Source organism: Mycolicibacter longobardus, from assembly GCF_002102265.1.
GTDB classification, from domain to species: domain Bacteria; phylum Actinomycetota; class Actinomycetes; order Mycobacteriales; family Mycobacteriaceae; genus Mycobacterium; species Mycobacterium longobardum.
On sequence record NZ_LQPG01000057.1, the window covers coordinates 1 to 24790 of the forward strand.

The 24790-nt window shown below is 67.9% G+C and carries 24 protein-coding genes and 1 tRNA gene; 3 read left to right on the forward strand and 22 right to left on the reverse strand.

The features are described 5' to 3' along the window. Positions 1 to 198: 198 nt before the first annotated feature. Positions 199 to 1452, reverse strand: a complete 1254-nt coding sequence (gene murA / locus AWC16_RS22450) for a UDP-N-acetylglucosamine 1-carboxyvinyltransferase (RefSeq protein ID WP_085266936.1) — start codon at positions 1450 to 1452, stop codon at positions 199 to 201. 100 nt (positions 1453 to 1552) lie between these two features. Here murA and AWC16_RS22455 point away from each other — a divergent pair, with 100 nt between their 5' ends. Further along, entirely contained in the window at positions 1553 to 2143 is a 591-nt protein-coding gene (locus tag AWC16_RS22455; RefSeq protein WP_085266937.1) for a cob(I)yrinic acid a,c-diamide adenosyltransferase, read from the forward strand. A gap of 24 nt (positions 2144 to 2167) precedes the next feature. Here AWC16_RS22455 and AWC16_RS22460 read toward each other — a convergent pair whose 3' ends face one another. The 21 genes from AWC16_RS22460 to argS form a co-directional block, all read right to left on the reverse strand. After that, entirely contained in the window at positions 2168 to 2611 is a 444-nt protein-coding gene (locus AWC16_RS22460; RefSeq protein ID WP_085266938.1) for a DUF2550 domain-containing protein, read from the reverse strand. Positions 2612 to 2624: 13 nt separating this feature from the next. Beyond that, positions 2625 to 2990, reverse strand: coding sequence for a F0F1 ATP synthase subunit epsilon (locus AWC16_RS22465; protein ID WP_085266939.1), 366 nt, complete (start codon positions 2988 to 2990; stop codon positions 2625 to 2627). Positions 2991 to 3024: 34 nt separating this feature from the next. Then, a complete protein-coding gene (gene atpD, locus AWC16_RS22470) occupies positions 3025 to 4455 on the reverse strand; it encodes a F0F1 ATP synthase subunit beta (protein ID WP_085266940.1) in 1431 nt (476 codons plus the stop codon). 24 nt (positions 4456 to 4479) lie between these two features. Further along, entirely contained in the window at positions 4480 to 5403 is a 924-nt protein-coding gene (locus tag AWC16_RS22475) for a F0F1 ATP synthase subunit gamma (RefSeq protein WP_085266941.1), read from the reverse strand. A 7-nt stretch (positions 5404 to 5410) separates the two neighbouring features. Beyond that, positions 5411 to 7060 carry a F0F1 ATP synthase subunit alpha gene (gene atpA, locus AWC16_RS22480; RefSeq protein ID WP_085266942.1) on the reverse strand — a complete coding sequence of 550 codons (1650 nt, stop codon included), beginning with the start codon at positions 7058 to 7060 and terminating at the stop codon, positions 5411 to 5413. 48 nt (positions 7061 to 7108) lie between these two features. After that, a complete protein-coding gene (locus AWC16_RS22485) occupies positions 7109 to 8446 on the reverse strand; it encodes a F0F1 ATP synthase subunit B/delta (RefSeq protein ID WP_085266943.1) in 1338 nt (445 codons plus the stop codon). Positions 8447 to 8454: 8 nt separating this feature from the next. Next, on the reverse strand, positions 8455 to 8976 hold the full coding sequence (locus AWC16_RS22490; protein WP_085266944.1) for a F0F1 ATP synthase subunit B: 522 nt from the start codon (positions 8974 to 8976) through the stop codon (positions 8455 to 8457). A gap of 8 nt (positions 8977 to 8984) precedes the next feature. Then, positions 8985 to 9245, reverse strand: a complete 261-nt coding sequence (locus AWC16_RS22495) for a F0F1 ATP synthase subunit C (RefSeq protein WP_019735417.1) — start codon at positions 9243 to 9245, stop codon at positions 8985 to 8987. Positions 9246 to 9307: 62 nt separating this feature from the next. Then, the gene (atpB, locus tag AWC16_RS22500; RefSeq protein WP_085266945.1) at positions 9308 to 10063 is read right to left on the reverse strand and encodes a F0F1 ATP synthase subunit A; all 756 of its coding nucleotides are present in this window, start codon (positions 10061 to 10063) and stop codon (positions 9308 to 9310) included. Then, positions 10056 to 10502 (reverse strand): ATP synthase subunit I, encoded by a 447-nt coding sequence (locus AWC16_RS22505; protein WP_085266946.1) that lies wholly within the window; start codon positions 10500 to 10502, stop codon positions 10056 to 10058. The genes atpB and AWC16_RS22505 overlap by 8 nt, the downstream gene beginning before the upstream one ends. 117 nt (positions 10503 to 10619) lie before the next feature. Then, the gene (locus tag AWC16_RS22510) at positions 10620 to 11798 is read right to left on the reverse strand and encodes a glycosyltransferase family 4 protein (RefSeq protein WP_085266947.1); all 1179 of its coding nucleotides are present in this window, start codon (positions 11796 to 11798) and stop codon (positions 10620 to 10622) included. After that, entirely contained in the window at positions 11795 to 12454 is a 660-nt protein-coding gene (locus AWC16_RS22515) for an L-threonylcarbamoyladenylate synthase (protein WP_085266948.1), read from the reverse strand. The genes AWC16_RS22510 and AWC16_RS22515 overlap by 4 nt, the downstream gene beginning before the upstream one ends. Continuing rightward, entirely contained in the window at positions 12451 to 13296 is an 846-nt protein-coding gene (gene prmC, locus AWC16_RS22520) for a peptide chain release factor N(5)-glutamine methyltransferase (RefSeq protein ID WP_085266949.1), read from the reverse strand. The genes AWC16_RS22515 and prmC overlap by 4 nt, the downstream gene beginning before the upstream one ends. Further along, entirely contained in the window at positions 13293 to 14369 is a 1077-nt protein-coding gene (gene prfA / locus AWC16_RS22525; protein WP_085266950.1) for a peptide chain release factor 1, read from the reverse strand. The genes prmC and prfA overlap by 4 nt, the downstream gene beginning before the upstream one ends. A gap of 72 nt (positions 14370 to 14441) precedes the next feature. Further along, positions 14442 to 14687, reverse strand: a complete 246-nt coding sequence (gene rpmE, locus AWC16_RS22530) for a 50S ribosomal protein L31 (RefSeq protein WP_085266951.1) — start codon at positions 14685 to 14687, stop codon at positions 14442 to 14444. Between the two features lie 154 nt (positions 14688 to 14841). Next, on the reverse strand, positions 14842 to 16824 hold the full coding sequence (gene rho / locus AWC16_RS22535; protein WP_207572390.1) for a transcription termination factor Rho: 1983 nt from the start codon (positions 16822 to 16824) through the stop codon (positions 14842 to 14844). A 265-nt stretch (positions 16825 to 17089) separates the two neighbouring features. After that, positions 17090 to 18040, reverse strand: a complete 951-nt coding sequence (gene thrB, locus AWC16_RS22540; protein ID WP_085266952.1) for a homoserine kinase — start codon at positions 18038 to 18040, stop codon at positions 17090 to 17092. Beyond that, positions 18040 to 19122 (reverse strand): threonine synthase, encoded by a 1083-nt coding sequence (thrC, locus tag AWC16_RS22545; protein WP_085266953.1) that lies wholly within the window; start codon positions 19120 to 19122, stop codon positions 18040 to 18042. The genes thrB and thrC overlap by 1 nt, the downstream gene beginning before the upstream one ends. Continuing rightward, the gene (locus AWC16_RS22550) at positions 19119 to 20438 is read right to left on the reverse strand and encodes a homoserine dehydrogenase (protein WP_085266998.1); all 1320 of its coding nucleotides are present in this window, start codon (positions 20436 to 20438) and stop codon (positions 19119 to 19121) included. Before AWC16_RS22550 ends, thrC begins: the two co-directional genes overlap by 4 nt. Before the next feature lie 17 nt (positions 20439 to 20455). Beyond that, on the reverse strand, positions 20456 to 21892 hold the full coding sequence (lysA, locus tag AWC16_RS22555) for a diaminopimelate decarboxylase (protein ID WP_085266954.1): 1437 nt from the start codon (positions 21890 to 21892) through the stop codon (positions 20456 to 20458). Beyond that, positions 21889 to 23535, reverse strand: a complete 1647-nt coding sequence (gene argS, locus AWC16_RS22560; RefSeq protein WP_085266955.1) for an arginine--tRNA ligase — start codon at positions 23533 to 23535, stop codon at positions 21889 to 21891. The genes lysA and argS overlap by 4 nt, the downstream gene beginning before the upstream one ends. Positions 23536 to 23646: 111 nt before the next feature. Between argS and AWC16_RS22565 the strand changes: the two genes are divergently transcribed. Beyond that, a tRNA-Arg gene (locus AWC16_RS22565) sits at positions 23647 to 23722 on the forward strand. Positions 23723 to 24133: 411 nt separating this feature from the next. Beyond that, the gene (locus tag AWC16_RS22570; protein WP_207572391.1) at positions 24134 to 24604 is read left to right on the forward strand and encodes an SRPBCC family protein; all 471 of its coding nucleotides are present in this window, start codon (positions 24134 to 24136) and stop codon (positions 24602 to 24604) included. The last annotated feature ends 186 nt before the right edge of the window (positions 24605 to 24790 follow it).

The following is a 24790-nucleotide window of genomic DNA, read 5'->3' on the forward strand; positions in this document are numbered from 1 at the left end:
GGCGCCGAAGGCATGGCAAAAAACAACAACAAACAAAAACCACCAAACACACTATTGAGTTCTCAAACAACACGCCCGGTTTCAGGCAACCCCGCCACTCTACTGCATGACCCTAGTTGAGTCAACTCCGAGTTTTCGGGCTACCGGAAGGTCTTCCAGACTGCTCGTCGATCCGCATCCGCGGTGCGCCGGCCTGTCCTATCCTACACGCTCGATTTCGGCGCCGAGACCGGCCAGGTACTCCACGAACAGCGGGTAGCCGCGGTCGATGTGATACACGTCGTGGACCTCGGTGTCACCGTCGGCGACCAGGCCCGCAAGGACCAGACCGGCGCCGGCACGGATGTCGGACGCCCACACCGGGGCGCTCGAAAGCTGCGGCAGACCGCGTACCACCGCGTGGTGCCCGTCGGTGCGCGCATCGGCGCCCAGGCGGATCATCTCCTCGACGAATCGGAACCTGGCCTCGAAGACGTTCTCGGTGATCATCGACGTACCGTCGGCGATCGCCGCCAGGCCGATCGCCATCGGCTGCAGATCGGTCGGAAACCCGGGGAACGGCAGGGTCGCGACGTTGACGGCCTTGGGCCGGTCGTACTGAACGACCCGGAACCCGTTGTCGGATTGGGTGACGGTCGCCCCCGCGTCGTGCAGCTTGTGCAGCACGAGCTGCAGGTGCGCCGGATCCACTCCGGTCACCGAGATGTCCCCACGCGTCATCACCGCGGCGATAGCCCAGGTCGCGGCCACGATCCGGTCCCCGATCACCTCGTGCTCGGTCGGATGCAGGCGCGGCACCCCGGTGATCTTGAGCGTGGGCGAACCCGCGCCTTCGATCTGCGCGCCCATCTGGTTGAGCATGGTGCACAGATCGGCGACGTCGGGCTCGCGCGCGGCGTTGTGGATGGTGGTGACGCCCTCGGCCAGCACCGCTGCCATCAAGATGTTCTCGGTGGCGCCCACCGAGGGAAACTCCAGCTGGATCTCGGCGCCGCGCAGCGCATCGGCGTGCGCGACGACGCAGCCGTGCTCGATATTGCAGGTGGCACCCAGCTGGCGCAGCCCGGCCTGATGCATGTCCAGGGGGCGCGAGCCGATCGCGTCACCGCCCGGCAGCGCGACCTTTGCCCGCAGACAGCGGCCCACCAGGGGTCCCAGCACGCAGACCGACGCCCGGAACTGACGCACCGCCGCGAAGTCCGCGTCGTACTTGGGCTCGTCCGGCGAGGTGATCCGCACCGTGGTGCCGTCGAGCTCGACATTGGCGCCCAGGCCCCGCAGCACCTCGGCCATCAACGGCACGTCCAGGATGTCCGGGCAGTTGGTGATGGTGCTGGTGCCTTCGGCCAACAAGGCCGCCGCCATCAGTTTGAGGACGCTGTTCTTGGCGCCACCGACGGCGACCTCACCGGACAGCCGGTTACCCCCGGTAACCACGAAACGCTCACCCACTCGCGTCAGTGTAGTGACGTCCTGACCGCGATCCCGAATATTGCCGACGGTGGCCGGTATCGGGCCCACAACAGTTCCCGCGCCCGGTACGGTTTGGGCTATGGCAGTGCACATCACCCGCGTTTACACCCGCACCGGCGACGACGGCACGACCGGGCTGAGCGACTTCTCCCGGGTCCCCAAGACCGACCCGCGGCTGGTCGCCTACGCCGACGTGGAGGAGGCCAACGCCGCCATCGGCGTCGCGATCGCACTCGGCAAGCCCCCCGCCGAGGTGAACGCGACGTTGCTGCACATCCAGAACGATCTGTTCGACACGGGCGCGGATCTGGCGACTCCGGTCGCTCAGAACCCGGAGTTCCCACCGCTGCGGATCACCGCCGACTACATCGATCGGGTGGAGGCGTGGTGCGACGCATACAACGAGCAGCTGCCCCCGCTGAACTCGTTCATCCTGCCGGGCGGTTCGCCGCTTTCGGCGCTGCTGCACGTCGCCCGTACCGCGACGCGCCGTGCCGAGCGGTCGGCATGGGCAGCACTCGAGGCCTATCCGGAGGGCGTGTCGGTCCTGCCGGCGAAATACCTGAATCGGTTGTCGGACTTGATGTTCGTGCTGTGCCGGGTGGCCAATACCGACGGTGACGTGCTCTGGCAGCCCGGCGGGGATCGCACCGACCGACCCGAAAAATAAGGCGCGCCAACGCCTTCCACTAAATCAGTAGTCGTGCCGGCGGGCTCGCGGTGACGGGCGTGCCTCCAGCCACGACAAGAAGGCCGTTCGGGCGCCGCGGTCCAGCGCGATCTCGAAGCCTTCCCGACGGTCCTGGGTGGTGTCGCACAGTTCCAGCACCACGATCTCGTCGGTCATGATGTCGAATTCGTCGCCCCGGGGCGCGCGGCGAGACACCACGTCCACACCGCGGCGGGACAGCCGACGGTCCGGCCACAGTCGCACACTCGAGAGTCGGTAGAAGGCGGCTTCGCCGCCCCGATAACGGACCACGCCATGACGCCAGCCGTGGCCACCGACAGCGGGCAGGTCACGCATGATCGCCGCGGTCCCGCCCTGCCGCAGTTTCCACAGCCGGTAGCTCAGCGCCACCACAGCGCTGAGGAGGACGGCGACGAGCACGACCATGCAGATCATGGGCGTGCTCATCGGATCACGCTCGCTAGTCGATCACACCCAGGGCGCGCAGCCGGGCCCGGCCCTGCGCGGCCATCTTGGGGTCGCCGGACTGAGCGTCGTGCCGTGCGGTCGCTTCGTCGATCTCCGCGGCGAAATCGACCGATTCGGCCAGGATGCTGACGCCCTCGTCCGTCACCGACAGGAAGCCACCGTGCACGGCCAGCCGCAGTTCGTCCTCGTCAACGCGGTCCACCCGCACCATCGCGTCATCGACAAGCTCGGCGACCAGCGGGATGTGCCCCGGCATGATGCCGATCTCACCGACGGTGGTTCGGGTGAAGATGAACGTGGCCTTGCCCGACCACACCTTGCGGTCGACCGCGACGATGTCGACGTCAAGCTCTGCCATTACCCACCGCCTTTCGCCGAGAACGGATTCCGAGTCACAGCTTGGCGCCCAGGCTCTCGGCCTTCTTAGCCAGGTCGTCGAGACCACCGATCAGGAAGAACGCCTGCTCGGGCAGGTGGTCGAAGTCACCCTTGGTCAACCGGTCGAACGCCTCGATGGTCTCCTTGAGCGGCACCGTCGAGCCGGGCTGGCCGGTGAACTGCTCGGCCGCCATCATGTTCTGGCTCAGGAACCGCTCGATACGCCGTGCCCGGCCGACGAGTTGCTTGTCCTCCTCGGACAGTTCGTCGATACCGAGGATGGCGATGATGTCCTGCAGGTCCTTGTAACGCTGCAGGATCCGGATGACCTCCTGGGCGACGCGGTAGTGATCCTCGCCGACGATGGCCGGGTCCAGAATGGTCGAGCTGGACGCCAGCGGGTCCACCGCGGGGAAGATGCCCTTGGAGAACACCGCACGGCTCAGCTCGGTGGTCGCGTCCAGGTGCGCGAACGTGGTCGCCGGCGCCGGGTCGGTGTAGTCGTCGGCGGGCACGTACACGGCTTGCATCGAGGTGATGGACCGGCCGCGGGTCGAGGTGATCCGCTCCTGCAGCTCGCCCATCTCGTCGGCCAGCGTGGGCTGGTAACCCACCGCCGAGGGCATCCGGCCCAGCAGGGTCGAGACCTCGGAGCCGGCCTGGGTGAACCGGAAGATGTTGTCGATGAACAGCAGCACGTCCTGGCCGGCCTCGTCGCGGAACCACTCGGCCATGGTCAGGGCCGACAGCGCCACCCGCATACGGGTGCCCGGCGGCTCGTCCATCTGACCGAACACCAGGGCGGTGTCCTTGAGCACGTTGGCGTCCTCGAGCTCGACCCACAGGTCGTTGCCCTCACGGGTGCGCTCACCAACGCCGGCGAACACCGAGGTGCCACCGAAGTTGCGGGCGATGCGGTTGATCATCTCCTGGATCAGCACGGTCTTGCCCACGCCGGCACCACCGAACAGGGCGATCTTGCCGCCACGCACGTACGGGGTGAGCAGGTCGACGACCTTCAGGCCGGTCTCCAGCATCTCGGTGCGGGGCTCCAGCTCGTTGAAGGCCGGAGGCTTGCGGTGGATGCCCCAGTGCTCGAAGTCCTCGCCGTAGCCCGGCTTGTCCAGGCAGTGGCCCAGCGCGTTGAACACGTGGCCCTTGACGTCGTGACCGACCGGCACCGAGATCGCCGCCCCGGTGTCGGTGACCTCGACGCCACGCACCAGGCCGTCGGTGGGCTGCATCGAGATGCAGCGCACCAGGTTGTCACCCAGGTGCTGGGCGACCTCGAGGGTCAGCGTCTTCGCCAGTTCCGAGAAGGTGATCTCGGCATGCAGCGCGTTGAACAGCTCGGGCACCGCGCCCCGGGGGAACTCGACGTCGACGACGGGGCCGGTCACGCGCACGACGCGGCCGGCGGTTGTCTTGTCAGCGGTAACAGTCATTATCTTCTTCGCTTCCTTGGGGACTTACCGGGCGGCGTCGGCGAGGGCGTTCGCACCGCCGACGATTTCGCTGATTTCCTGGGTGATCTGGGCCTGGCGCTCGCGGTTGGCCTCGAGGGTCAACGCCTTGATCAGATCGTCGGCGTTGTCGGTCGCCGACTTCATTGCGCGCTGGCGCGAAGCCAGCTCCGAGGCCGCCGAGTCGAGCAGTGCCGCGTACACGCGGGTGGTCAGGTACCGCGGCAGCAGCGAGTCGAACAGCGTGGTGGCGTCCGGCTCGAAGGAGTACAGAGTCCGAGGACCGGTCTCCTCTCCGACGTACTCCACCAGCATCGGGGCGATCCGACGCGCCTCGGCCGACTGCGACAGCATCGAGCGGAAGTCGGTGGCCACCACGTGCAGCTCATCGACGCCCAGCACCCCGTCGGTACCCGGGTGGCTGCCGTCGTCGTCGACTCCGGCCATGAAGGCATCCACCAGGGTCGAGGCGATCGCCGCAGCGTTCTCGTAGGTCGGCTGCTCGGAGAAACCGGTCCAGGAATCGGTGATCGACCAGTTCCGGAAGGTGTAGTAGGCCAGCGCTTTACGGCCGACGACGTAGAGAACCGGGTCCTTGCCCTCCGAACGCAGCAGGGAGAACAGCTCCTCGGCCCGCCGGAAGACGTTGGCGTTGTAGCCGCCACACAGACCGCGATCGGAGGACACCACCAGGACACCCGCCCGCCTGGGCTCGCTGCGCTCGACCAGCAACGGGTGGTCCAGGGCCGCCTCGGCGGCCAAGGTGGTGAGCATCCGGGTGATCTCGGTGGCGTACGGCCGCGCCGTTTCGAGCCGGGCCTGCGCCCGGCCGATACGCGAGGTGGCGATCAGCTCCTGAGCCTTGGTGATCTTCTTGATCGACCCGGCTGAGCGGATTCGCCCGCGTAGTTCCCGAAGTGTGGCTGCCATACCGGCGTTACTTCTTCTTCGCCGGTGCGGCCTTGCGGACCTGCACCGCTTCCTTGCCGAGCTTGTCCTCGTCGAGCGCTTCGACATGCTCGTCGGGCACCACCGAGCTGCCGTCGGAGGCGGCGAAGCCCTTCTTGAACTGGTTGATGACCGAGACCAACTTCTCGCTGGCCTCATCGGAGAGCTTCTTCGACTCACGGATCCCGGTCAGGATGTCGTTCTCGGAGGCCCGGATGTGGTCCAACAGCTCGGTTTCGAACCGGCCCACGTCCTCGACCGGCACCGAGTCCAGGTGCCCCTCGGTACCCAGGAAGATCGAGACCACCTGCTCCTCGACGGGCAGCGGCGCGTACTGAGGCTGCTTGAGCAGCTCCACCAGGCGGGCGCCGCGCTCCAGCTGAGCCTTCGACGTGGCGTCCAAGTCGGAGGCGAAGGCGGCGAAGGCCTCCAGCTCGCGGTACTGCGACAGGTCCAGACGCAGCGAGCCGGCCACCTCCTTCATCGCCTTGATCTGGGCGGCGCCACCGACGCGGGACACCGACACACCGACGTTGATGGCCGGGCGGACACCCTGGTTGAACAGGTCGCTCTCCAGGAAGCACTGGCCGTCGGTGATCGAGATGACGTTGGTCGGGATGTAGGCCGAGATGTCATTGGCCTTGGTCTCGATGATCGGCAGACCGGTCAGCGAACCGCCGCCCAGCTCGTCGGAGAGCTTCGCGCAGCGCTCCAGCAGCCGGGAGTGCAGGTAGAACACGTCGCCCGGGTAGGCCTCGCGGCCCGGCGGGCGGCGCAGCAGCAGGGAGATGGCGCGGTAGGCCTCGGCCTGCTTGGTCAGGTCGTCGAACACGATCAGCACGTGCTTGCCCTGGTACATCCAGTGCTGGGCGATCGCCGAGCCGGTGTAGGGGGCCAGCCACTTGAAGCCGGCGGAGTCCGACGCCGGGGCGGCGACGATCGTGGTGTAGTCCATGGCGCCGCCCTCTTCCAGCGCGCGGCGCACGCTGGCGATGGTGGTGCCCTTTTGGCCGATCGCGACGTACACGCAGCGGACCTGCTGCTTCGGGTCGCCGGTCTCCCAGTTCTGGCGCTGGTTGAGGATGGTGTCCACACACAGCGCGGTCTTGCCGGTCTTGCGGTCGCCGATGACGAGCTGACGCTGGCCGCGGCCGATCGGGGTCATGGCGTCGACCGCCTTGATGCCGGTCTGCAGCGGCTCGCTGACGCTCTGACGCTGCACCACCGAGGGGGCCTGCATCTCCAGCGGACGACGGGTCTCGGCCTCGATCTCGCCGCGGGCGTCGATCGGCTGACCGAGCGGGTTGACCACGCGACCGAGGAAGGCGTCGCCGACCGGCACCGAGAGCACTTCGCCGGTGCGCTTGACCTGCTGGCCCTCTTCGATGTTCTCGAAGTTGCCCAGGATCACCGCGCCGACGTTGTGCTCGTCGAGGTTCAGGGCCACGCCCAGCACCCCGCCGGGGAACTCGAGGAGCTCCTGGGTCATCACCGAAGGCAGGCCCTCGACGTGTGCAATGCCGTCGCCGGCGTCGATGACGGTGCCGACCTCCTCGCGCGCGGTGTCGGCGCTGAAGGAGCTCACGTACTCCTCGATCGCCCCCTGAATGTCGTCAGAGGAGATTGTCAACTCTGCCATGGCTTTTCGTCTTCCTGCCTTCGAGATGGGTGATGGTCTAGGTCTTGGTCAGTCGGGCAACTGCGTCTTGGCGGCCGCCAGGCGCGACGACAGCGTGCCGTCGATGATCTCGTCGCCGACCGAGATCGCCAGCCCGCCCAGCAGTGCGGGGTCGACGCCGACCTGCACACGCACCGGGTGGCTGTAGATCCGGCTCAGCACGGTGTTCAGCCGGGTGCGCTGGGCGTCGCTGAGTTCGGCCGCGGCGCCGATCTCGGCCACCAGCTCGCCACGACGTGCCACGGCGATCTGGGCAAGCTCGGTGACTGCCTGATGCGCGGACTGCCCGCGCAGCAGCCGGACGGTCTGCTCCAGCAGCGCCGCCGCGATCGGGTTGGCGCCGCTGGCACCGCCGATGACGTTGCGCAGCAACCCGACCCGCCCGGCGGCCGGGGTCGCGGTGTCACCGAGCAGGATGTCCAGCCGGGGCTGGGCGTCCAGTACGCGGGAGAACCGGAACAGCTGGTCCTCCACCTCGTCGACGGTGCCCGCACTCTCCGCCGACAGCAGCAGTGCCTGCCGGGCGACGTGTTCGACGGCGGTGACCAGGTCGGCGCCGTTGGACCAGCGGGCCTCGGCGGCGGCGGTCACCAACGCCAGAGCGGATGCACCGATCTTGTCGGCGAACAGCCGCTGCACCAGCCGCACCTTCGGTGCGGCGTCGTCGGTCGGCACGGTCAGGTGCCGGGTGACCACGCTCTCGCGCTGCAGCACCTCGGCGACCCCGGTCAGGTCCCCGGCCAGAGCGGACAAGCCCTGCTCGTCCAGGCCGCCTGCCACCTCGCCGAATTTGTCCAGCAGTCCCGCCAGTGCCTGGCGGCTGGCCGAGCGCATCCGGGCCAGGATGGGCGATTCGACCTCGACGGACTTGGGCGCCATGGCGTCGAGTTCGTCGAGGAACCGGTCGACTGTGGCGGACTGCCGCTGCGGGTCGGCGACGTGGTCGCGAACCAGTTCGGCCGCCCGCTGCACAGACTCGGCGCCCAGGCTGGACCGCAGTTCGCGGATGAGTTGCGCGCGCATCAGACCGACCTGCTGTCCGCCGGCGGCTTTGACGCGTTCCGCATCGACGCCGGCCTGACCACGCAGTTGCTCGGTGATCCGCTCGGCATCGGCGCGGGCTTCGGCGGTGACCCGCTGCGCCTCGGCCTCGGCGTTGGCCAACGCCGCGGAGTGCGCCTGGCCGGCCTCGGCGAGGCGGGAGGCGGCCGCGGCCGCCTCCTCCAGCTGTTTGCGCACTGACTCCTGCTGGGCGGCCATCAGCTTGCGCACCGGTGGCACCACGAACTTGACCAGCAGCCAGACGATGATGGCGAAGCCGGCCAGCTGCCCGATAAATGTCGACATCTCTGTTGCTACCGCCCCGTGCTTACCGCGGAAGGTGCCTCGACCTCGACGCCGAGGATCCGGCTGGCCAGGGTGGCCGACAGTGCCGACACCCGGGCCTGCAGCTGCTCATTCACCGCATCGCCTTCCTGCTTGAGTTGGTCGGAGGCGGCCTGCAATGTCGAAGCCACCTCCGCCTCCGCCGCCGACCGCTGCTCGTCGATGACCTTGCGGCCCTCGGCACGGGCCTCGTCCCGTGCCGTCGACGCTTCGAGGCGCGCCGCCGCCATCTGCTTCTCGTAGTCGGCGTCGGCGGCCGCGAACTGCTCGGCGGACTCCCGGTTGTCGGCGAGCGTCTTGGTGACCATGTTGTCGCGCTCCCGCAGCACCCTCATGATCGGCGGGACCACAAAGGTGCTGATCACGCTGAGCACGATCACGAAGATCGCGAGCACCACGAAGAAGGTGCCGTCGGGTTGAAGGAAGCTCTTCTTCGGGCCTTCCTCAGCCGCCTGGCTCAGGGCCAGAACGACAACGCTCATGTCACCCATCTCGCGTGTTACTGCTGCGCGGCGATCGGGGTGGCGAAGACGAACAACGCCATGAAGGCCAGGTTGATGAAGTAGGCCGCCTCGACCAGACCAACCGTGATGAAGAACGGGGTGAACAGCCGACCCTGAGCCTCAGGCTGGCGGGCGATGCCGGCGATCAGGGCGTTACCGGCGATACCGTCACCGATACCGGCACCGATGGCGCCACCGCCCATGATGAGACCGCCGCCGATCAGGGCACCGAGTCCGATCAGATTGGGATCTGCCATTTCTTATCCTCCTTGCTAGCTGGTAGTTCTCTACCAGGTCTGATGTGGTCCTACAGGTACTACTAGTGGTGGTCTTCCTCGAGCTCCATGGCCTGACTGAAGTACAGGATGGTCAGCAGGGCGAAAATGAACGCCTGGATCAATCCGACGAACAGGTCGAAGGTCTTCCAGATCGCGTTCGGCGCCACCATGAAGACCGGCCCCAACAACGCGATCAAGCTGACCAAGATGCCGCCGGCGAAGATGTTGCCGAAAAGTCGCAGGGACAGCGAGACCGGCTTGGCGATCTCCTCCACCAGGTTGATCGGCGCCAGGACGGCCACGTGACCCTTGAGCACCCGCAGCGGGTGGCCCACCAGGCCACGACGCCAGAAGCCGGCCAGGTGGTAGCCGCAGAAGACGAAGAGCGCCAGCGCCAGCACGAAGTTGATGTCGGCCGCAGCCGAGGAGAGCAGCTCGTGGACACCGTGTTCGTCGGAGTACTGCACCGGTAGCACTGAGAGCCAGTTGCAGACCAGGATGAATATGAAGATGGTGACCGCCAGCGGCAACACGAACGGCGCGATCTTCATCCCGATGGCACCCTCGATCTGGTTGCGCATCTGCACGGTGATCGCCTCGAAGAACAGCTGAACACCGCCCGGCACGCCGGTCGAGGTGACCTTGGCGCGCAGGAAGAACGCCAGCGCGATCACGATCACCGCGGCGATCGCGGTGGAGGTGATTGTGTCGATGTTGACCTCACCGACCAGCGGCCACACCGCGGTCTCGTGGTGGCCGACTTCGATGCCTCCCTCAGCCAGGATCGACTCAGTCATTTTCCGTCCCTTCAGCGCCCGACTCTGACGCTTGCGCGCGGAGCTTTTTTACCACTGGCAGCATGGTGGTCAGCACCAACACCACCTCGAACAGCGCCAACCCGAACAGCGCACCCAGGCCGTCCGGCCGGAACTGGTAGGCGATCGCCAGGCCGATCACACTGATGACCAGCAGACGCGACGCCGAGTTCAGCGCCATCTTCTTCTTCAGCGGGTGGTCCTGCGCGGTGATTCGCAGCGCCGACCGGCGGATCAGCAGCGCATTGCCCAATCCGAGCGCCAGGCCCAGCCCGAAGAACACCCCGAACAGCGGGTGTCCGAATTGAGCGGCCACGGCGATCGCGGCGGCGGTCAGAGCGACACATATCAGCAGCAGCCGAATCGGCTGGAACACCACCGACGGCAACACCAACGGCGCATCCTGCGCTGGTGTCGTCACCGCCTCACCCCAATCTCAACATTGCGCTGCGTCACTGTCGCGAAGTCGCCCGCCGAGCGTATCGGATGCCCGAACGCTTCTCCGAACCACCTGACAAGCCCATCCTAACTCGTCCTACTACTCCGCGTCGTAGCGGCCTTCTTCCAGGCCGTTTTCCCTGCGCAGCAGCGGGATGAGCGTAACGACGATCGCGATGAGCATCGCGCCCAACATCACCGCCCCGGTGTAGCGCGGATCGAAGAAGATGGTGCCGGCGGTACCGAACGCCACGATCGCCGTCCACAAGTAGATCAGCAGCACCACCCGGCGATCGGAATGGCCGATCTGCAGCAACCGGTGGTGCAGGTGCATCTTGTCCGGACTGAACGGGCTGAGCCCGGCGCGGGTACGGCGGATGATCGCCAGCAGCACGTCCAACGCGGGTACGCACATCACCGCGGCCACCAACAGGAACGGTGACAGCAGCGCGAAGACGTCACGGGCGCCGTAGGCGGTTTGCGAGATCGGCCCCGCGGCGGTGGTCGACGCCGCGGCCAACATCAGCCCGATCAGCATCGACCCGGAATCGCCCATGAAGATCTTCGCCGGGCTGAAATTGTGCGGCAGGAACCCCAGACAGGCACCGGCCAGCACCACCGAGATCAACGCGGGCGGGTAGAACAGCACGTCACCGCCGTGGTCCTGCAGCACGCCGACGGAGAACATGCAGATCGCCAGCGCGGTGATCAGCCCCAGGCCCGCGGCTAGGCCGTCGAGCCCGTCGACGAAGTTCATCGCGTTGACGATCGAGACCGTCAACGCCAGCGTGAGCAGGATCGACGACACCTGGTCGAGCACCACGGTGCCGACACCGCCGATCGGGATATAGAGCACACTCCAGGCGACGCCCATGGTGACCAGCACGCTGGCCGCGGTGATCTGGCCGGCGAACTTGGTCAGGGCATCCAGTCCCCACTTGTCGTCGAGCAGGCCGATGCCCATGATCACCCCGCCGGCCAGCACCACCGCCGGCATGCCGTTGGAGTAGACGAAACCGCGGGTCAACGCGGGCAACTGCGACGCCAGGAAGATCCCGGCGACGATGCCGACGTACATCGCCAGCCCGCCCATCCGCGGTGTCGGCTTGACGTGGACGTCGCGTTCGCGCGGGTAGGCGACCGCGCCCACCCGGGTGGCCAGCCAGCGGACCGGACCGGTGGTGAAGTAGGTGATGATCGCAGCGGTCAGTCCGACCAGGGCGAGCTCCCGCAGGGGCACACCGGCGCCACGGTCGGCAAGGGCCAGCAGGCTGGTCACGGTGTGCCCGTGAGCGCCGCCGGGTCCAGCCCCAGCACCGCTCCGATCTGCTCGGCGGAGACCGGTCCGGTTCGCACGATGCGCGGGGCGGGCCCGGTCAGATCCACGATCGTCGAGGCCTCCCCTCGTTCGGCCGGGCCCGCGTCGAGGTAGACGTCGACGGACTCCCCGAGTTGGCGCTGCGCTTCGCCGGCGTCGACGGCCGGCGGGCCACCGGAGACGTTGGCACTGGACACCGCCATCGGGCCCACGGCCTTGAGGACCTCCAAGGCCACCGGATGCAGCGGCATGCGCACCATGACGGTGCCGCGGGCTTCGCCGAGGTCCCACTGCAACGACGGCGCCTGGGTCACGATCAGGCTCAGCGCGCCCGGCCAGAACGCGCGGATCAACTCGCGGGCGGTGTCGGGAACGATCAGGGCCAGCCCGTCGATGGAGTTCCACGACCCGACCAGCACACCCACCGGCATGTCCCGGCCGCGTCCCTTGGCCGCCAGCAGCGCGGTCACCCCGGCGGCGTTGAAGGCGTCCGCACCGATGCCGTAGACGGTGTCGGTGGGAAGCACCACCAGGCGCCCGCCCCGGACGGCGTCGACCGCCGCGGCGATCCCGGCGGCGCGCCGATCGGCGTCGGCGCAGTCGAAAACCTCTGTCATGGTTGACCGTTCCTGACCGCCGTCACGAATCGGGGCCGTCCGGTCAGATCCGGGCGGGAGACCACGTCGTCGAAGAATCCGGTACCGCGCACGGCTTCGACCGTAGTCGCCGGCGTGGTGTCGTCGTGCTCGACCGCGAACAGGCCGCCGGGACGCAGCAGTCGTGCCGCCAGTGCGGCCAGCGGAGTGATCACCGACATGCCGTCGGCGCCGCCGAACAGCGCGTGTTCCGGGTCATGTTGGGCCACCTCGGGATCCAGGTCCGCCCCGTCCGGAATGTAAGGCGGGTTGCTGACCATCAGGTCGACCTGGCCGTCCAAGTCCGGCAGCAGATCCGGCATGGTGACGTCGCCGCTGCGCAGTTCCACCGACGTGCCCGCGCAGTTGCGTCGCGCGTAGTCCAGTGCCGGCTCGGAGTCGTCGACGGCGAGCACCCGGGCGGCGGGAAGATGATGGGCCAGCGCGATCGCCAGTGCACCGGAGCCGGTGCAGGCATCGACGATCAGCGGGTCCGGCCGAAGTTGTTGAGCCATAACCCATTCGAGGATGGCCTCGGTCTCCGGTCGCGGGATGAACACACCCGGGCCGACCTGCAGGGTCACCGGGCCGAACGCCGCGGTCCCGATCAGGTGCTGCAGCGGGACCCGGGCTCGGCGCGCGGCCACCAGTTCCCGGTAACGCCCGAAGAAGTCGTCGCCGGGCGGATCCAGCAGTGCCAGACGGCCGCGGTCGGTGCCGGCCGCGTGGGCAGCGAGCGCTTCGGCGTCGTGGCGGGCGGAGTCGATTCCGGCGGCGGTGAAAAGCGCTGCGGCGGAATCGATCGCTTGCCGGAGCTGGTTCACGCCGTCCCCTGTAACCGGGATTCCTTGTCTGCGGCGGCCAGGGCATCGAACATCGCGTCGAGGTCCCCGTCGAGGACCTGGTCTAGGTTGTGCGCCTTGTAGCCGATGCGGTGGTCGGTGATCCGGTTCTCCGGGAAGTTATAGGTGCGGATGCGCTCGCTGCGGTCCACGGTGCGGATCTGGCTGGCGCGGTCGGCGGAGGCGTCCGCCAGTGCCTGCTCCTCGGCCAGTGCCTGCAGCCGAGCCGCCAGGACCTGCAGTGCACGGGCCTTGTTCTGCAGCTGGGACCGCTCGTTCTGGCAGGTGACGACGATTCCGGTCGGCAGGTGGGTGATGCGCACCGCGGAGTCGGTGGTGTTGACGCCCTGGCCGCCCTTGCCGGAGGACCGGTAGACGTCGATGCGCAGGTCGGACTCGTCGATGGCCACCTCGGCGACCTCTTCGGGCTCGGGGTAGACCAGCACCCCGGCGGCCGAGGTGTGGACCCGGCCCTGAGATTCGGTCACCGGCACCCGCTGCACCCGGTGCACCCCGCCCTCGAACTTCATCCGCGACCACACTCCGTCGGCGCTGTCGCCCTTGCTCGCGATGGTCAGAGTGGCGTCCTTGTAGCCGCCGAGATCCGAGGTGGTCTCGTCGAGCACCGTCACCTTCCAGCCCTGCCGTTCGGCGTAGCGGATGTACATCCGGGCCAGGTCGGCGGCGAACAGCGCGGACTCCTCCCCGCCCTCGCCGGACTTGACCTCGAGCACGATGTCGTCGGCGTCGTGCGGGTCACGCGGCGCGAGCATGTCGGTGAGCGCGGTGTCCAGCTCGGCGACGCGCGCCTCCAGCTCGGGGACCTCGGCGGCGAACGACGCGTCGTCGGCGGCCAGCTCGCGGGCGGCCTCCAGGTCGCCGCGGGCCGACTCCAGCTTGCGGTGGGTGGCGACGATCGGCGCCAACTGGGCGAAGCGGCGCCCGGCCCGGCGCGCCTCGGCCGGATCGTTGTGCAGTTCGGGGTCGGAAAGCCGAGTTTCCAGGGCGGCGTGTTCGGCCAGCAGGGCGTCGATCGCCTGGATGCTGCGGGTCATCTCACCTCCATCGCCGAACGCAAGCCGACGCCCGGGTGACGTGCTGGCACGTTCCGGGCGTCGGTGAGGGAGCTATTTGTCGGCGTCTGCCGTGTCGGCCGCAGCACCGACCTTGCGCTTGCCGTAGCGCTTCTCGAAGCGGGCGACCCGGCCGCCGCTGTCGAGGATCTTCTGCTTGCCGGTGTAGAACGGGTGGCACTGCGAGCAGACCTCGACCACGATGTGGCCGCTCTCCTTGGTGCTGCGGGTGGTGAAGCTGTTGCCGCAACCGCAGACCACGGTGGTCTCGCCGTAGGCAGGGTGAATGCCAGATTTCATGATGTCCTCTTCGATCGTCGGCCGCCGGGTCGCCCGCCTTCGAATGTGAGGCGGACGTGAACCGGAACCTGAGGTGTTTGATTATGCCAGCTGCGCTGTCGCCCCCCAAAACGTCGGGAGGGTCTTGCGCATTCCGCTGGGGTAACGCCGTCGGTCAGTCGTTGTCCATGCCGGGCGTGGTCTTGGAGACCTGGACCAGGAACTCGTAGTTGTTCTTGGTCTTGCGCAGCTGACTCATCAACAGGTCGATGGCCTGGTGCGAGTCCAGCCCGGACAGCAGCCGGCGCAGCTTGTGCACGATCGCGAACTCGTCGGGCGAGAGCAGCAGCTCGTCCTTGCGGGTGCCGGACGGGTTGACGTCCACAGCCGGGAACACCCGCCGCTCGGCGATCTTGCGGTCCAGCTTGAGCTCGGCGTTGCCGGTGCCCTTGAACTCCTCGAAGATCACCGTGTCGCCGGTGGAGCCGGTCTCGACCATCGCGGTGGCGATGATGGTCAGCGAGCCGCCGTCCTCGATGTTGCGGGCCGCGCCCAGGAACCGCTTGGGCGGGTAGAGCGCGGTGGAGTCCACACCACCGGACAGGATGCGGCCCGACGCCGGGGAGGCGTTGTTGTAGGCACGCCCCAGCCGGGTGATCGAGTCCAGCAGCACGACGACGTCCTTGCCCTGCTCCACCAGGCGCTTGGCCCGCTCGATGGCCAGCTCGGCGGCCTGGGTGTGGTCCGACGGCGGCCGGTCGAAGGTCGAGGCGATGACCTCACCCTTGACCGAACGCTGCATGTCGGTGACTTCTTCGGGGCGCTCGTCGACCAGCACCACCATCAGGTGGCATTCGGGGTTGTTGCGGGTGATCGCGTTGGCGATGTCCTGCATGATCGTGGTCTTACCGGCCTTGGGCGGCGACACGATCAGCGCACGCTGCCCCTTGCCGATCGGCATGATCAGGTCGATGACGCGGGTGGTCAGCTTCTCGGTCGAGGTCTCCAACCGCAGCCGCTGGTTCGGGTACAGCGGGGTCAGCTTGGAGAAGTCGGGGCGGTTGCGGGCTTCTTCGACCGGGCCGCCGTTGACCGAGTCCAGCCGTACCAGGGGGTTGAACTTCTGCCGCTGGTTGGGCTGCTCGCCGTCTCGGGGCACCCGCACCGCACCGGTCACCGCGTCGCCGCGACGCAGCCCGTTCTTGCGGACCATGTTCATCGACACGTAGACGTCGTTGGGTCCGGCCAGGTAGCCGGAGGTGCGCACGAACGCGTAGTTGTCCAGCACGTCGAGGATGCCGGCCACCGGCTGCACGACGTCGTCCTCGCGCAGTTCGGCGTCCCCGCCGCCCTCGCCACCGCGCTCGCCACGGCGGCGACGGTCCCGGAAGCGGCGACCGCGCCGGCCGCCTCGCCCGTCCTCGTCGTCGCCGGCGCCGCGGTTGGACTGGTCGCCGCCCTGCTCGTCACCCTTGGACTGCGCCGAGTCGTCGGTCTTCGAGTCGGGCTTAGCGTCGGTCTTCGCGCCGTCGCGCCGTCCACCGGACTGTTCGGCCTTGTCTGCCTTGGCGTCCTTGTTGTCGGCGCGGCCCTGCTTGCGTGACTCGCCCTGCTTGTCCGCGTCGGCCGGCTTCTCCTGCTCGGCCTGGGTGTCCTGCTCGCCGCCGTTGGCCGCGGGTGCGCCGGTCGCACGGCTGGCGCCGCGCCGTTCGCGGCGGGCCGGCGCCTCGGTGGCGTCAGCCTCGGAAGCCTCGGCACCGTGGGCTGCGCCGTTCGCGGTCTGATCGGTGCTCGGCGCTTCGCCGCCGTTGCCCTCGACCTCGCGGATCGCGGCGATCAGCTCGCTCTTGCGCATTCCGGAGGCGCCTTTGACGCCGACGCGGTTGGCCAGGGCCCGCAGCTCGGGCAGCACCATCGTCGACAGCGAACCGTCGGCGCCGGTGGCGGCACCGTTGTCCGGCGCCGCAGCGGGGGCCGACTCCGTCGCGGGCGCCGGGGCTTCGGACGGCGCGGCGTCCGAAGGCTCAGGGGTGCCGGTGACGCCGGCGGGCGAGGCCTCGGAGGCCTGCGGGCTCGGGGTCTCGGGAGTGCTCTGAGGGGTCGACAGCGATTCCTGATCGGTGCTGCCTTCAGCCGTGAAGAGGTCCGTTTCGGTCACGGATTTCCTTTCTTCCCTCGTCGGTTTTGTCACGCGAGGGGTTAGTTGCATCCAGCGGAATCGCCGAGTGCGTGTCACCGTCGACTGTTTAACGGTGTTTACCCGTATCGACGGCGTCATAACGCAAACCGTCAGCTACGGGAAGAATTTGGTGGCATCCCGGTTGACATCGCAGTCTGATTCAGGTGCTGATGCCGCGAATGCGGGACGGGACCGAGGATAGCCCGCTTCGGTGCAGGACGCAACAGACACGGCGCGGCGCGCCTCAACCGGGCACCACCACCCCGGAGTTCCACTTGACGGCGTCGCCGACCCGCATCTCGGTCACGTTGAACAGTCGCGCCTCCGGAGCCTCCAGCACCTCGGGCGGCAGTTGGGGCGCCGCGCTCAGCGCTATCACCGCAGGTCCGGCACCGGAAAGCACCGCCGCGATCCCGTGGCGCCGCAGCAGCTGCATGAACTCCGCCGTCTCGGGCTGCGCCGCGGCGCGTTGCGGTTGATGCAGCACGTCCTCGGTGGCCACCAGCAGCAGGTCCGGCCGCTCGGTGAGCGCCACCACCAGCAGCGCGGCGCGGCTGACGTTGAACCGGGCGTCGCGGTGGCTGACCTGCTCCGGCAGCAGCATGCGGGTCTCCGCGGTCGACGAGCGCAGCTCCGGTATCGCCGGGAACAGATGGATGTCGGGGTGCAGCCGCAACGGCGCCGCCGAATAGTCGGCTCCGCTGCCGTCGGCCTTGTCGGCGGTCCAGGACACCACGGCGCCACCCAACACGGCGGCGGCGGCGTTGTCTGGATGGCCCTCGAACTCCGACGCCAGCTGGATCAGTTGGGCTTCGGAGAGTCCGGGCCGATCAAGTTGCGCGACAAGCCCGTTGACCACAGCAAGCCCGCCGACCACCGCGGCCGCGGACGACCCCAGGCCACGTTGGTGCGGGATGGCGTTGCGGCAGCGCACCACCATTCCGGGGGCCTCGACACCGGCTTCGTGCAGTCCCCGGAGGATGCCTTGCACCACAAGGTGATCCGCGGTCAACGGCACCTGGTCGGCGCCCTCCCCCTCGACCTGCACCACCAGGCCGGAGTCGACCGTCTCGACGATCACCTCGTCGTAGAGCCCCAACGCCAGACCCAGGCTGTCGAAGCCTGGACCCAGGTTGGCGGTCGACGCCGCCACCGCGACGGTGGCCGTCAAACCGGCGGGCAACAGTTGGGCCACTAGCCCAGCCCCAATTCGGCGACCACCGTGGCCGCGTCGACGGGAACCGCGGTCACCTGCGGCATGTCTTTGAGCGCGGTGTCGGGATCCTTGAGTCCGTTGCCGGTCACGGTGCACACCACCGTCGAGCCGCGAGGCACGAAGCCGTCCTCCACCGACTTGAGCAACCCGGCGATGCTGGCCGCCGAGGCCGGCTCGACGAACACCCCTTCGGACTGCGCCACCAGGTGATAGGCCGCCAGAATCTCCTCGTCGGTGGCAGCCAGGAACCGCCCACCCGAATCCACCTGCGCTTCGACAGCCTGCGTCCACGACGCCGGCGAGCCGATACGGATCGCGGTGGCGATGGTCTCGGGGTTCTTGACCGGCTCGCCGAGCACCAGCGGCGCCGCGCCCGCGGCCTGGGTGCCTAGCATCTTCGGCAGCTTCTCGGTCAGGCCGTCGGCGTAGTACTCGCGGTAGCCCTTCCAGTAGGCGGTGATGTTGCCGGCGTTGCCGACCGGCAGCGAGTGGATGTCGGGCGCGGTGCCCAGGGCGTCGACGATCTCGAACGCCGCGGTCTTCTGGCCTTCGATGCGCACCGGGTTCACCGAGTTCACCAGCGAGATGGTCGGAAAGTCGGTGGCCATCTTGCGGGCCAGCTCCAGGCAGTCATCGAAGTTGCCGTCGATCTGGATGATCTTGGCGCCGTGCATGACCGCCTGCGCGAGCTTGCCCATCGCGATCTTGCCCTGCGGGATCAGCACCGCGCAGGTGATGCCGGCGCGCGCGGCGTAGGCCGCCGCCGACGCCGAGGTGTTCCCGGTCGAGGCGCACAGCACCGCCTGCTGGCCGCGGGCCACCGCGTCGGTGACCGCCATCGTCATACCGCGGTCCTTGAAGGAGCCGGTCGGGTTGAGCCCCTCGACCTTCAGGTGCACCGTGCAGCCGGTCTGCTCGGAGATCCGCTTGGCGTGGATCAGCGGGGTGCCGCCCTCGTGCAGCGTGATCGCCGTCCAGTCGTCGCCGATGGGAAGCCGGTCGCGGTACGCGCCGATCAATCCGGGCCAGGGCCGGTGGACCGGTGCATGGGTGGAGCTCACTGGTCTGTTCCTTCCAGTCGTAGCACGCTGACGATCCGCTGGACGGCGTCCAGGTCATCCAGCGCCGCAACGGTTTTCGACAATGCTGCGTCAGCGGCCCGGTGGGTGACCACCACGATCCGAGCCCCGATCAGCTGGCCGTCGTCGTCGGCCACGCCCTCCTGGCGCACCTCGGCGATGCTCACCCCGTGGGCGGCGAATTCGGCTGCCACGGTGGACAACACGCCCGGCTTGTCAGCGACGTCCATGCTCACGTAGTAGCGGGTCTGGATGTCGCCGATGGGTGCAATGGCCAGCTTGGCGTATTTGGACTCGCGGGGCCCGCGACCGCCCTGCACCCTGTTGCGGGCGGCCATCACCAGATCGCCGGTGACGGCCGAGGCGGTCGGGGCGCCGCCCGCGCCCTGCCCGTAGAACATCAGCCGGCCGGCTGCTTCCGCCTCGACCACCACCGCGTTGAACGCGCCGTTGACGGTGGCCAACGGGTGGGTCAGCGGGACCAGCGCCGGGTAGACCCGGGCCGAAACCCGCTGTTGCCCATCACGTGTGGTGATGCGCTCGCAGATCGCCAGCAGCTTGATCGTGCAACCCAGCGCCCGGGCCGTGGTGAAGTCCGCCGGGCTGATGTTGGTGATGCCCTCGCGGTAGACGTCGTCAGCGGTGACCCGGGTGTGGAAGGCGATCGAGGCCAGGATGGCGGCCTTGGCGGCGGCGTCGTAGCCCTCCACATCGGCGGTGGGGTCAGCCTCGGCGTAACCCAACGCGCTCGCGTCGGCCAGCGCACTGGTGTAGTCCGCGCCGGTGGAGTCCATCTCGGACAGGATGTAGTTGGTGGTGCCGTTGACGATGCCGGCCACCCGCAGCACGGTGTCACCGGCCAACGACTGGATCAGCGGCCGGATGACCGGGATCGCGCCGGCGACACTGGCTTCGAAATAGAGGTCCACGCGCGCATTCTCGGCGGCCTCGGCCAGCTCGCCGGTGGACCGGGACAGCAGAGCCTTGTTGGCGGTGACGACGGACTTGCCGTGCGCGATCGCCGTCAGGATCGCCTTGCGGGCCGGCTCGACCGGGCCCATCAACTCCACGACGATGTCGACGTCGCTGCGCGAGACCAGGCTGTCGATGTCGTCGGTGAGCAACTCCACCGGCACGCCCCGGTCGGGCGCCACCCGGCGCACCCCGACCCCGCGCAGCACCAGCGGAGCACCGATCCGGGCGGCCAGGTCATCAGCGCTGTTCTCAAGGATTCGGACGACCTCACTGCCGACGTTGCCCAATCCCAGGACTGCAACGCCCACGGGACCCGCGGCCACCTGCGAACCGGACACTTCTACCTCACCTCCAGGCTGATCAGGTCTTCGACAGTTTCCCGGCGCAGCATAAGGCGAGCGTTTCCATCGCGTACCGCCACCACCGCCGGGCGGGTGAGCAGGTTGTACCGGCTCGACATCGAGTAACAGTAGGCGCCGGTGGCGGCCACAGCGACCAGGTCACCGGGAACCACGCCCTGGGGCACCCAGGTGTCACGGACGATGATATCGCCGCTCTCGCAGTGCTTGCCGACGATGCGCGCCAGCACCGGCTGGGCGTCTGTTTCTTTCAGGCCCTCCGGGCCTCGCGATACCAGCCGCACGTCGTAGTGCGCGTCGTAGAGCGCGGGGCGGATGTTGTCGCTCATGCCACCGTCGACGCTGACGTAGCGGCGGTGCGCGGTGGCGCTGATGTCGACGTCTTTGACGGTGCCGACCTCATAGAGCGTGACGGTGCCCGGCCCGGCGATGGCCCGGCCGGGTTCGACGACCAGCCGCGGGGTGGGCAGACCGACCGCCGCGGACTCATCACGGACGATCGCGGCGAGCTTGGCGGCCAGCTCGGCCATCGGCGGTGGATCGTCTTGCGGCAGATACGAAATACCCAGTCCCCCACCCAGATCGATGACCGACAGCTGCGCGGTCTTGTCGACACCGAACTCGGCGACCACATCGCGCAGCAGCCCGATGACCCGGTGGGCGGCCAACTCGAAGCCGGCGACGTCGAAGATCTGCGACCCGATGTGACTGTGTAGGCCGATCAGACGCAGGTGATCGGTGGCGAAGACCCGCCGGATGGCGTCCATGGCCGCACCGCTGGCCAGCGACAGCCCGAACTTCTGGTCTTCGTGGGCGGTCGAGATGAACTCGTGGGTGTGGGCCTCCACGCCGACGGTGACGCGCACCAGCACGTCCTGCACCACGCCGGCTGCCGCGGCGACCGCGTCGAGGCGTTCGATCTCGATGAGCGAGTCGAGCACGATGTGGCCGACCCCGGCATTGACCGCGGTTGCGAGTTCTGCGACCGATTTGTTGTTGCCGTGCAAGGTGATCCGCTGCGCCGGGAAACCGGCGTGCAGTGCGACGGCCAATTCACCGCCGGTGGCGACGTCCAGACAAAGGCCCTCCTGGTCGATCCAGCGCGCGATCTCGCTGCACAGGAAGGCTTTGGCGGCGTAGTGCACGTTGTCGCCCCCGCGGAACGCGCCAGCGATCTCCCGGCAGCGGCCGCGGAAGTCGTCCTCGTCGATGACGAACAGCGGGGTGCCGTACTGCTCGGCCAGATCGGTCAGTTTGACGCCGGCAATCCGCACCACGCCGTCGTCGCCGCGAACGGTGTTGCGAGGCCAGACGTTCGGCGCCAATTCCAGCAACTGCTGCGGAGTTTGGGGCCGCGGCGGCAGACCGTCGTGGTGGATCTCTTCGGCGTGGCGGGGGCCGGCGGGGTGGACGTTCACATTCGCTCCGGTGCGCTCACGCCGAGGATGCCCAGCCCGTTGGCGATCACCTGGCGGGTGGCCTGGCACAGCGCCAACCGCGCGGCGTGCAGGTCGGCGGGTGCTTCATCACCCTGTGGCAGCACCCGGCAGCTGTCGTAGAAGCGGTGGTAGTCACCGGCGAGGTCTTCCAGGTAGCGGCACACCCGGTGCGGTTCACGCAGTGCGGCAGCGGTTTCCAGCACCCGGGGGAACTCCCCCAGGTTGCGGATCAACGTGCCCTCCTTGTCGTGGCTGAGCAGCCCGAGGTGGCCCGTGTCCGCGGTCACGCCCAGTTCGGCGGCATTGCGGGCCAGGGCGCAGAGCCGGGCGTGCGCGTATTGCACGTAGTAGACCGGGTTTTCGTTGCTCGCCGAAGACCACAGCGCCAGGTCGATGTCGATGGGGGTGTCCACCGAGGAGCGGATCAGGCTGTAACGGGCCGCGTCCACGCCGATGGCCTCGACCAGGTCGTCGAGGGTGATGACGGTGCCGGCGCGCTTGCTCATCTTGACCGGCTGGCCGTCGCGGACCAGGTTGACCATCTGGCCGATCAGCACCTCGACGGTCGCCGGGTCGTCGCCGAAGGCCGCCGCGGCGGCCTTGAGCCGGGCGATGTAGCCGTGGTGGTCGGCACCGAGCATGTAGATGCACAGGTTGAAGCCGCGCTCGCGCTTGTCCAGGTAGTAGGCCAGGTCGCCGGCGATGTAGGCGGGCTTGCCGTCGCTCTTGATGACGACACGGTCCTTGTCGTCACCGTAGGCGCTGGTGCGCAGCCAGGTGGCGCCGTCCTTTTCGTAGATGTTGCCGTTGGCGCGCAGGCGTTCGATGGCCTGCTCCACCCGGCCGGAGGTGTGCATCGAGTCTTCGTGGGTGAAGACATCGAAGTCGGTGCCGAATTCGTGCAGCGAGGCCTTGATGTGGGTGAACATCAGGTCGACGCCGATTTCGCGGAAGGTCTCCTGGGCGTCCGGGCTGTTCAGTGCGTCCGGGGCTTTGGCCTGGATTTGGGCCGCGATGTCGGTGATGTAAGCACCGGCGTAGCCGTCCTCGGGGGGCGGCTCACCCTTGGCGGCGGCGATCAGCGAGTTGGCGAACCGGTCGATCTGGGCGCCGTGGTCGTTGAAGTAGTACTCCCGGGTGACCGCGGCGCCCTGGGTGCTCAGCAGCCGGCCGAGTGCGTCGCCGACCGCGGCCCAGCGGGTACCGCCGATGTGGATGGGGCCGGTGGGGTTGGCCGAGACGAACTCCAGGTTGACGTTGAGCTCGTCGAACTCGCTGGAGTGGCCGTAGTCCGTGCCGGCGGTGAGGATGTTCGCGACCACGGCGCCCTGCGCGGAGGTCTCGATGCGCAGGTTCACAAAACCCGGCCCGGCGATCTCCGCGGCGGCGATTCCGTCGGCGTTCGTCAGCGCCTCGGCCAGCCATCCGGCCAGCTCACGAGGGTTGACGCCCACCTTCTTGCCCAGTTGCAACGCCAGGTTCGTGGCGTAATCGCCGTGTTCGGGGTTGCGCGGCCGCTCGACGGTCACCGTCGCGGGCAGCGCGGCGGTGTCCAGGTCGTGCTCGGCCAACACCGCGGTGGCGGTGGTCTTGAGCAATTCGGCCAGATCGGCGGGGGTCACGAGGCCCCATCCTATGGTCTGGCGTGGTCAGGACCCGAATCCGTCCGGTTCTCGGGTGGTGGCTTTGATGCGTTAGTCTGTCGGAGCCCACTTGGCGCCCGTAGTACGTGCGCCCCCGTAGCTCAGGGGATAGAGCGTCTGCCTCCGGAGCAGAAGGCCGCAGGTTCGAATCCTGCCGGGGGCACCATCTGACCAGCGCAAACACCAGCGTGTGCAAGCTGCGTGAAATAGCGGGCACCTAGGCCAGCACACACCTGGCGCCTGTTGTCCAGGCACTTGTCCAGCACAAGCACTGCCACCCCTTGTCTGGCGTTGGCGCTCCATTACGGCCGGCCACCGACAGCAACCTGGCCACGCGCGGCACAAGGCCCAGTAACCACCACACACCAATCGGCCACCAGGGCAACCGGGCAACCTGCCCAACCAGCCACCACTCCGCTACGGCCAACTCCAACGGCACACTCGCCTGCGGCCACCCACGGGAGCCACGAGACATCCACGTCCCCATAAGGAGCGCTACATTGCGGACCGGAGCCGTTTCTATTGCCGTCCGCCTGTACTGCTCCCTCCACCACATCACAACCTGCATAATTCAACGGTGAGTTGGTGGTTTCCAAGCTCCGACTGGACGCTGACTGAGTTAGTGCCTGCCGATACGGCAACGGTGCGGAACTTCTATACTGACGTGGCGAACCTGAAATTGGTTCATCCGCTAATTTTGACTGTACGCAAGGTCGGCCCTGAGCATTGGCGGGTTCAGGAGCGGAATCCGCTGGGGCCATTGTCCTTTCGCGTCTGGTACTCGACGCATGTGCATGTCGAAGCTAATGGCGATGTGGTCGGTGAGTCGCGGCTGTTTCTTGGCGTGCGACTCCACGACATCGTGAGTTTCGAGTCCGTTGACGGCGGCACCCAGGTCATAGAGCGGTTACGGATCGTCGCACCGCGCCCATTGGCTGCGTACACGCATCGCGAAGCGGTCAAAGCGCACGAGGAGATGCTCGGGGCCATGCGACGCCACTTCGAGCAGCTAGGCGAGCCTCGCCACCGTGACGAACTAGCGCCATAAGGAGAGCAACAGTCGGACTCTACTTGGCTCCTGGTGACCCCAAGTGCGCAATCCAAACCCGAAGGCCTAGGGGTGGGGTGGCCGCGCGAACTCGCCCCGCCTGTCCACCCCCCTTCATAACCGGGTCGAGTACCGTACATACGGTTGAAAGCGCCGTGCGCTAGTGCTACGCATACGCCGGATCAC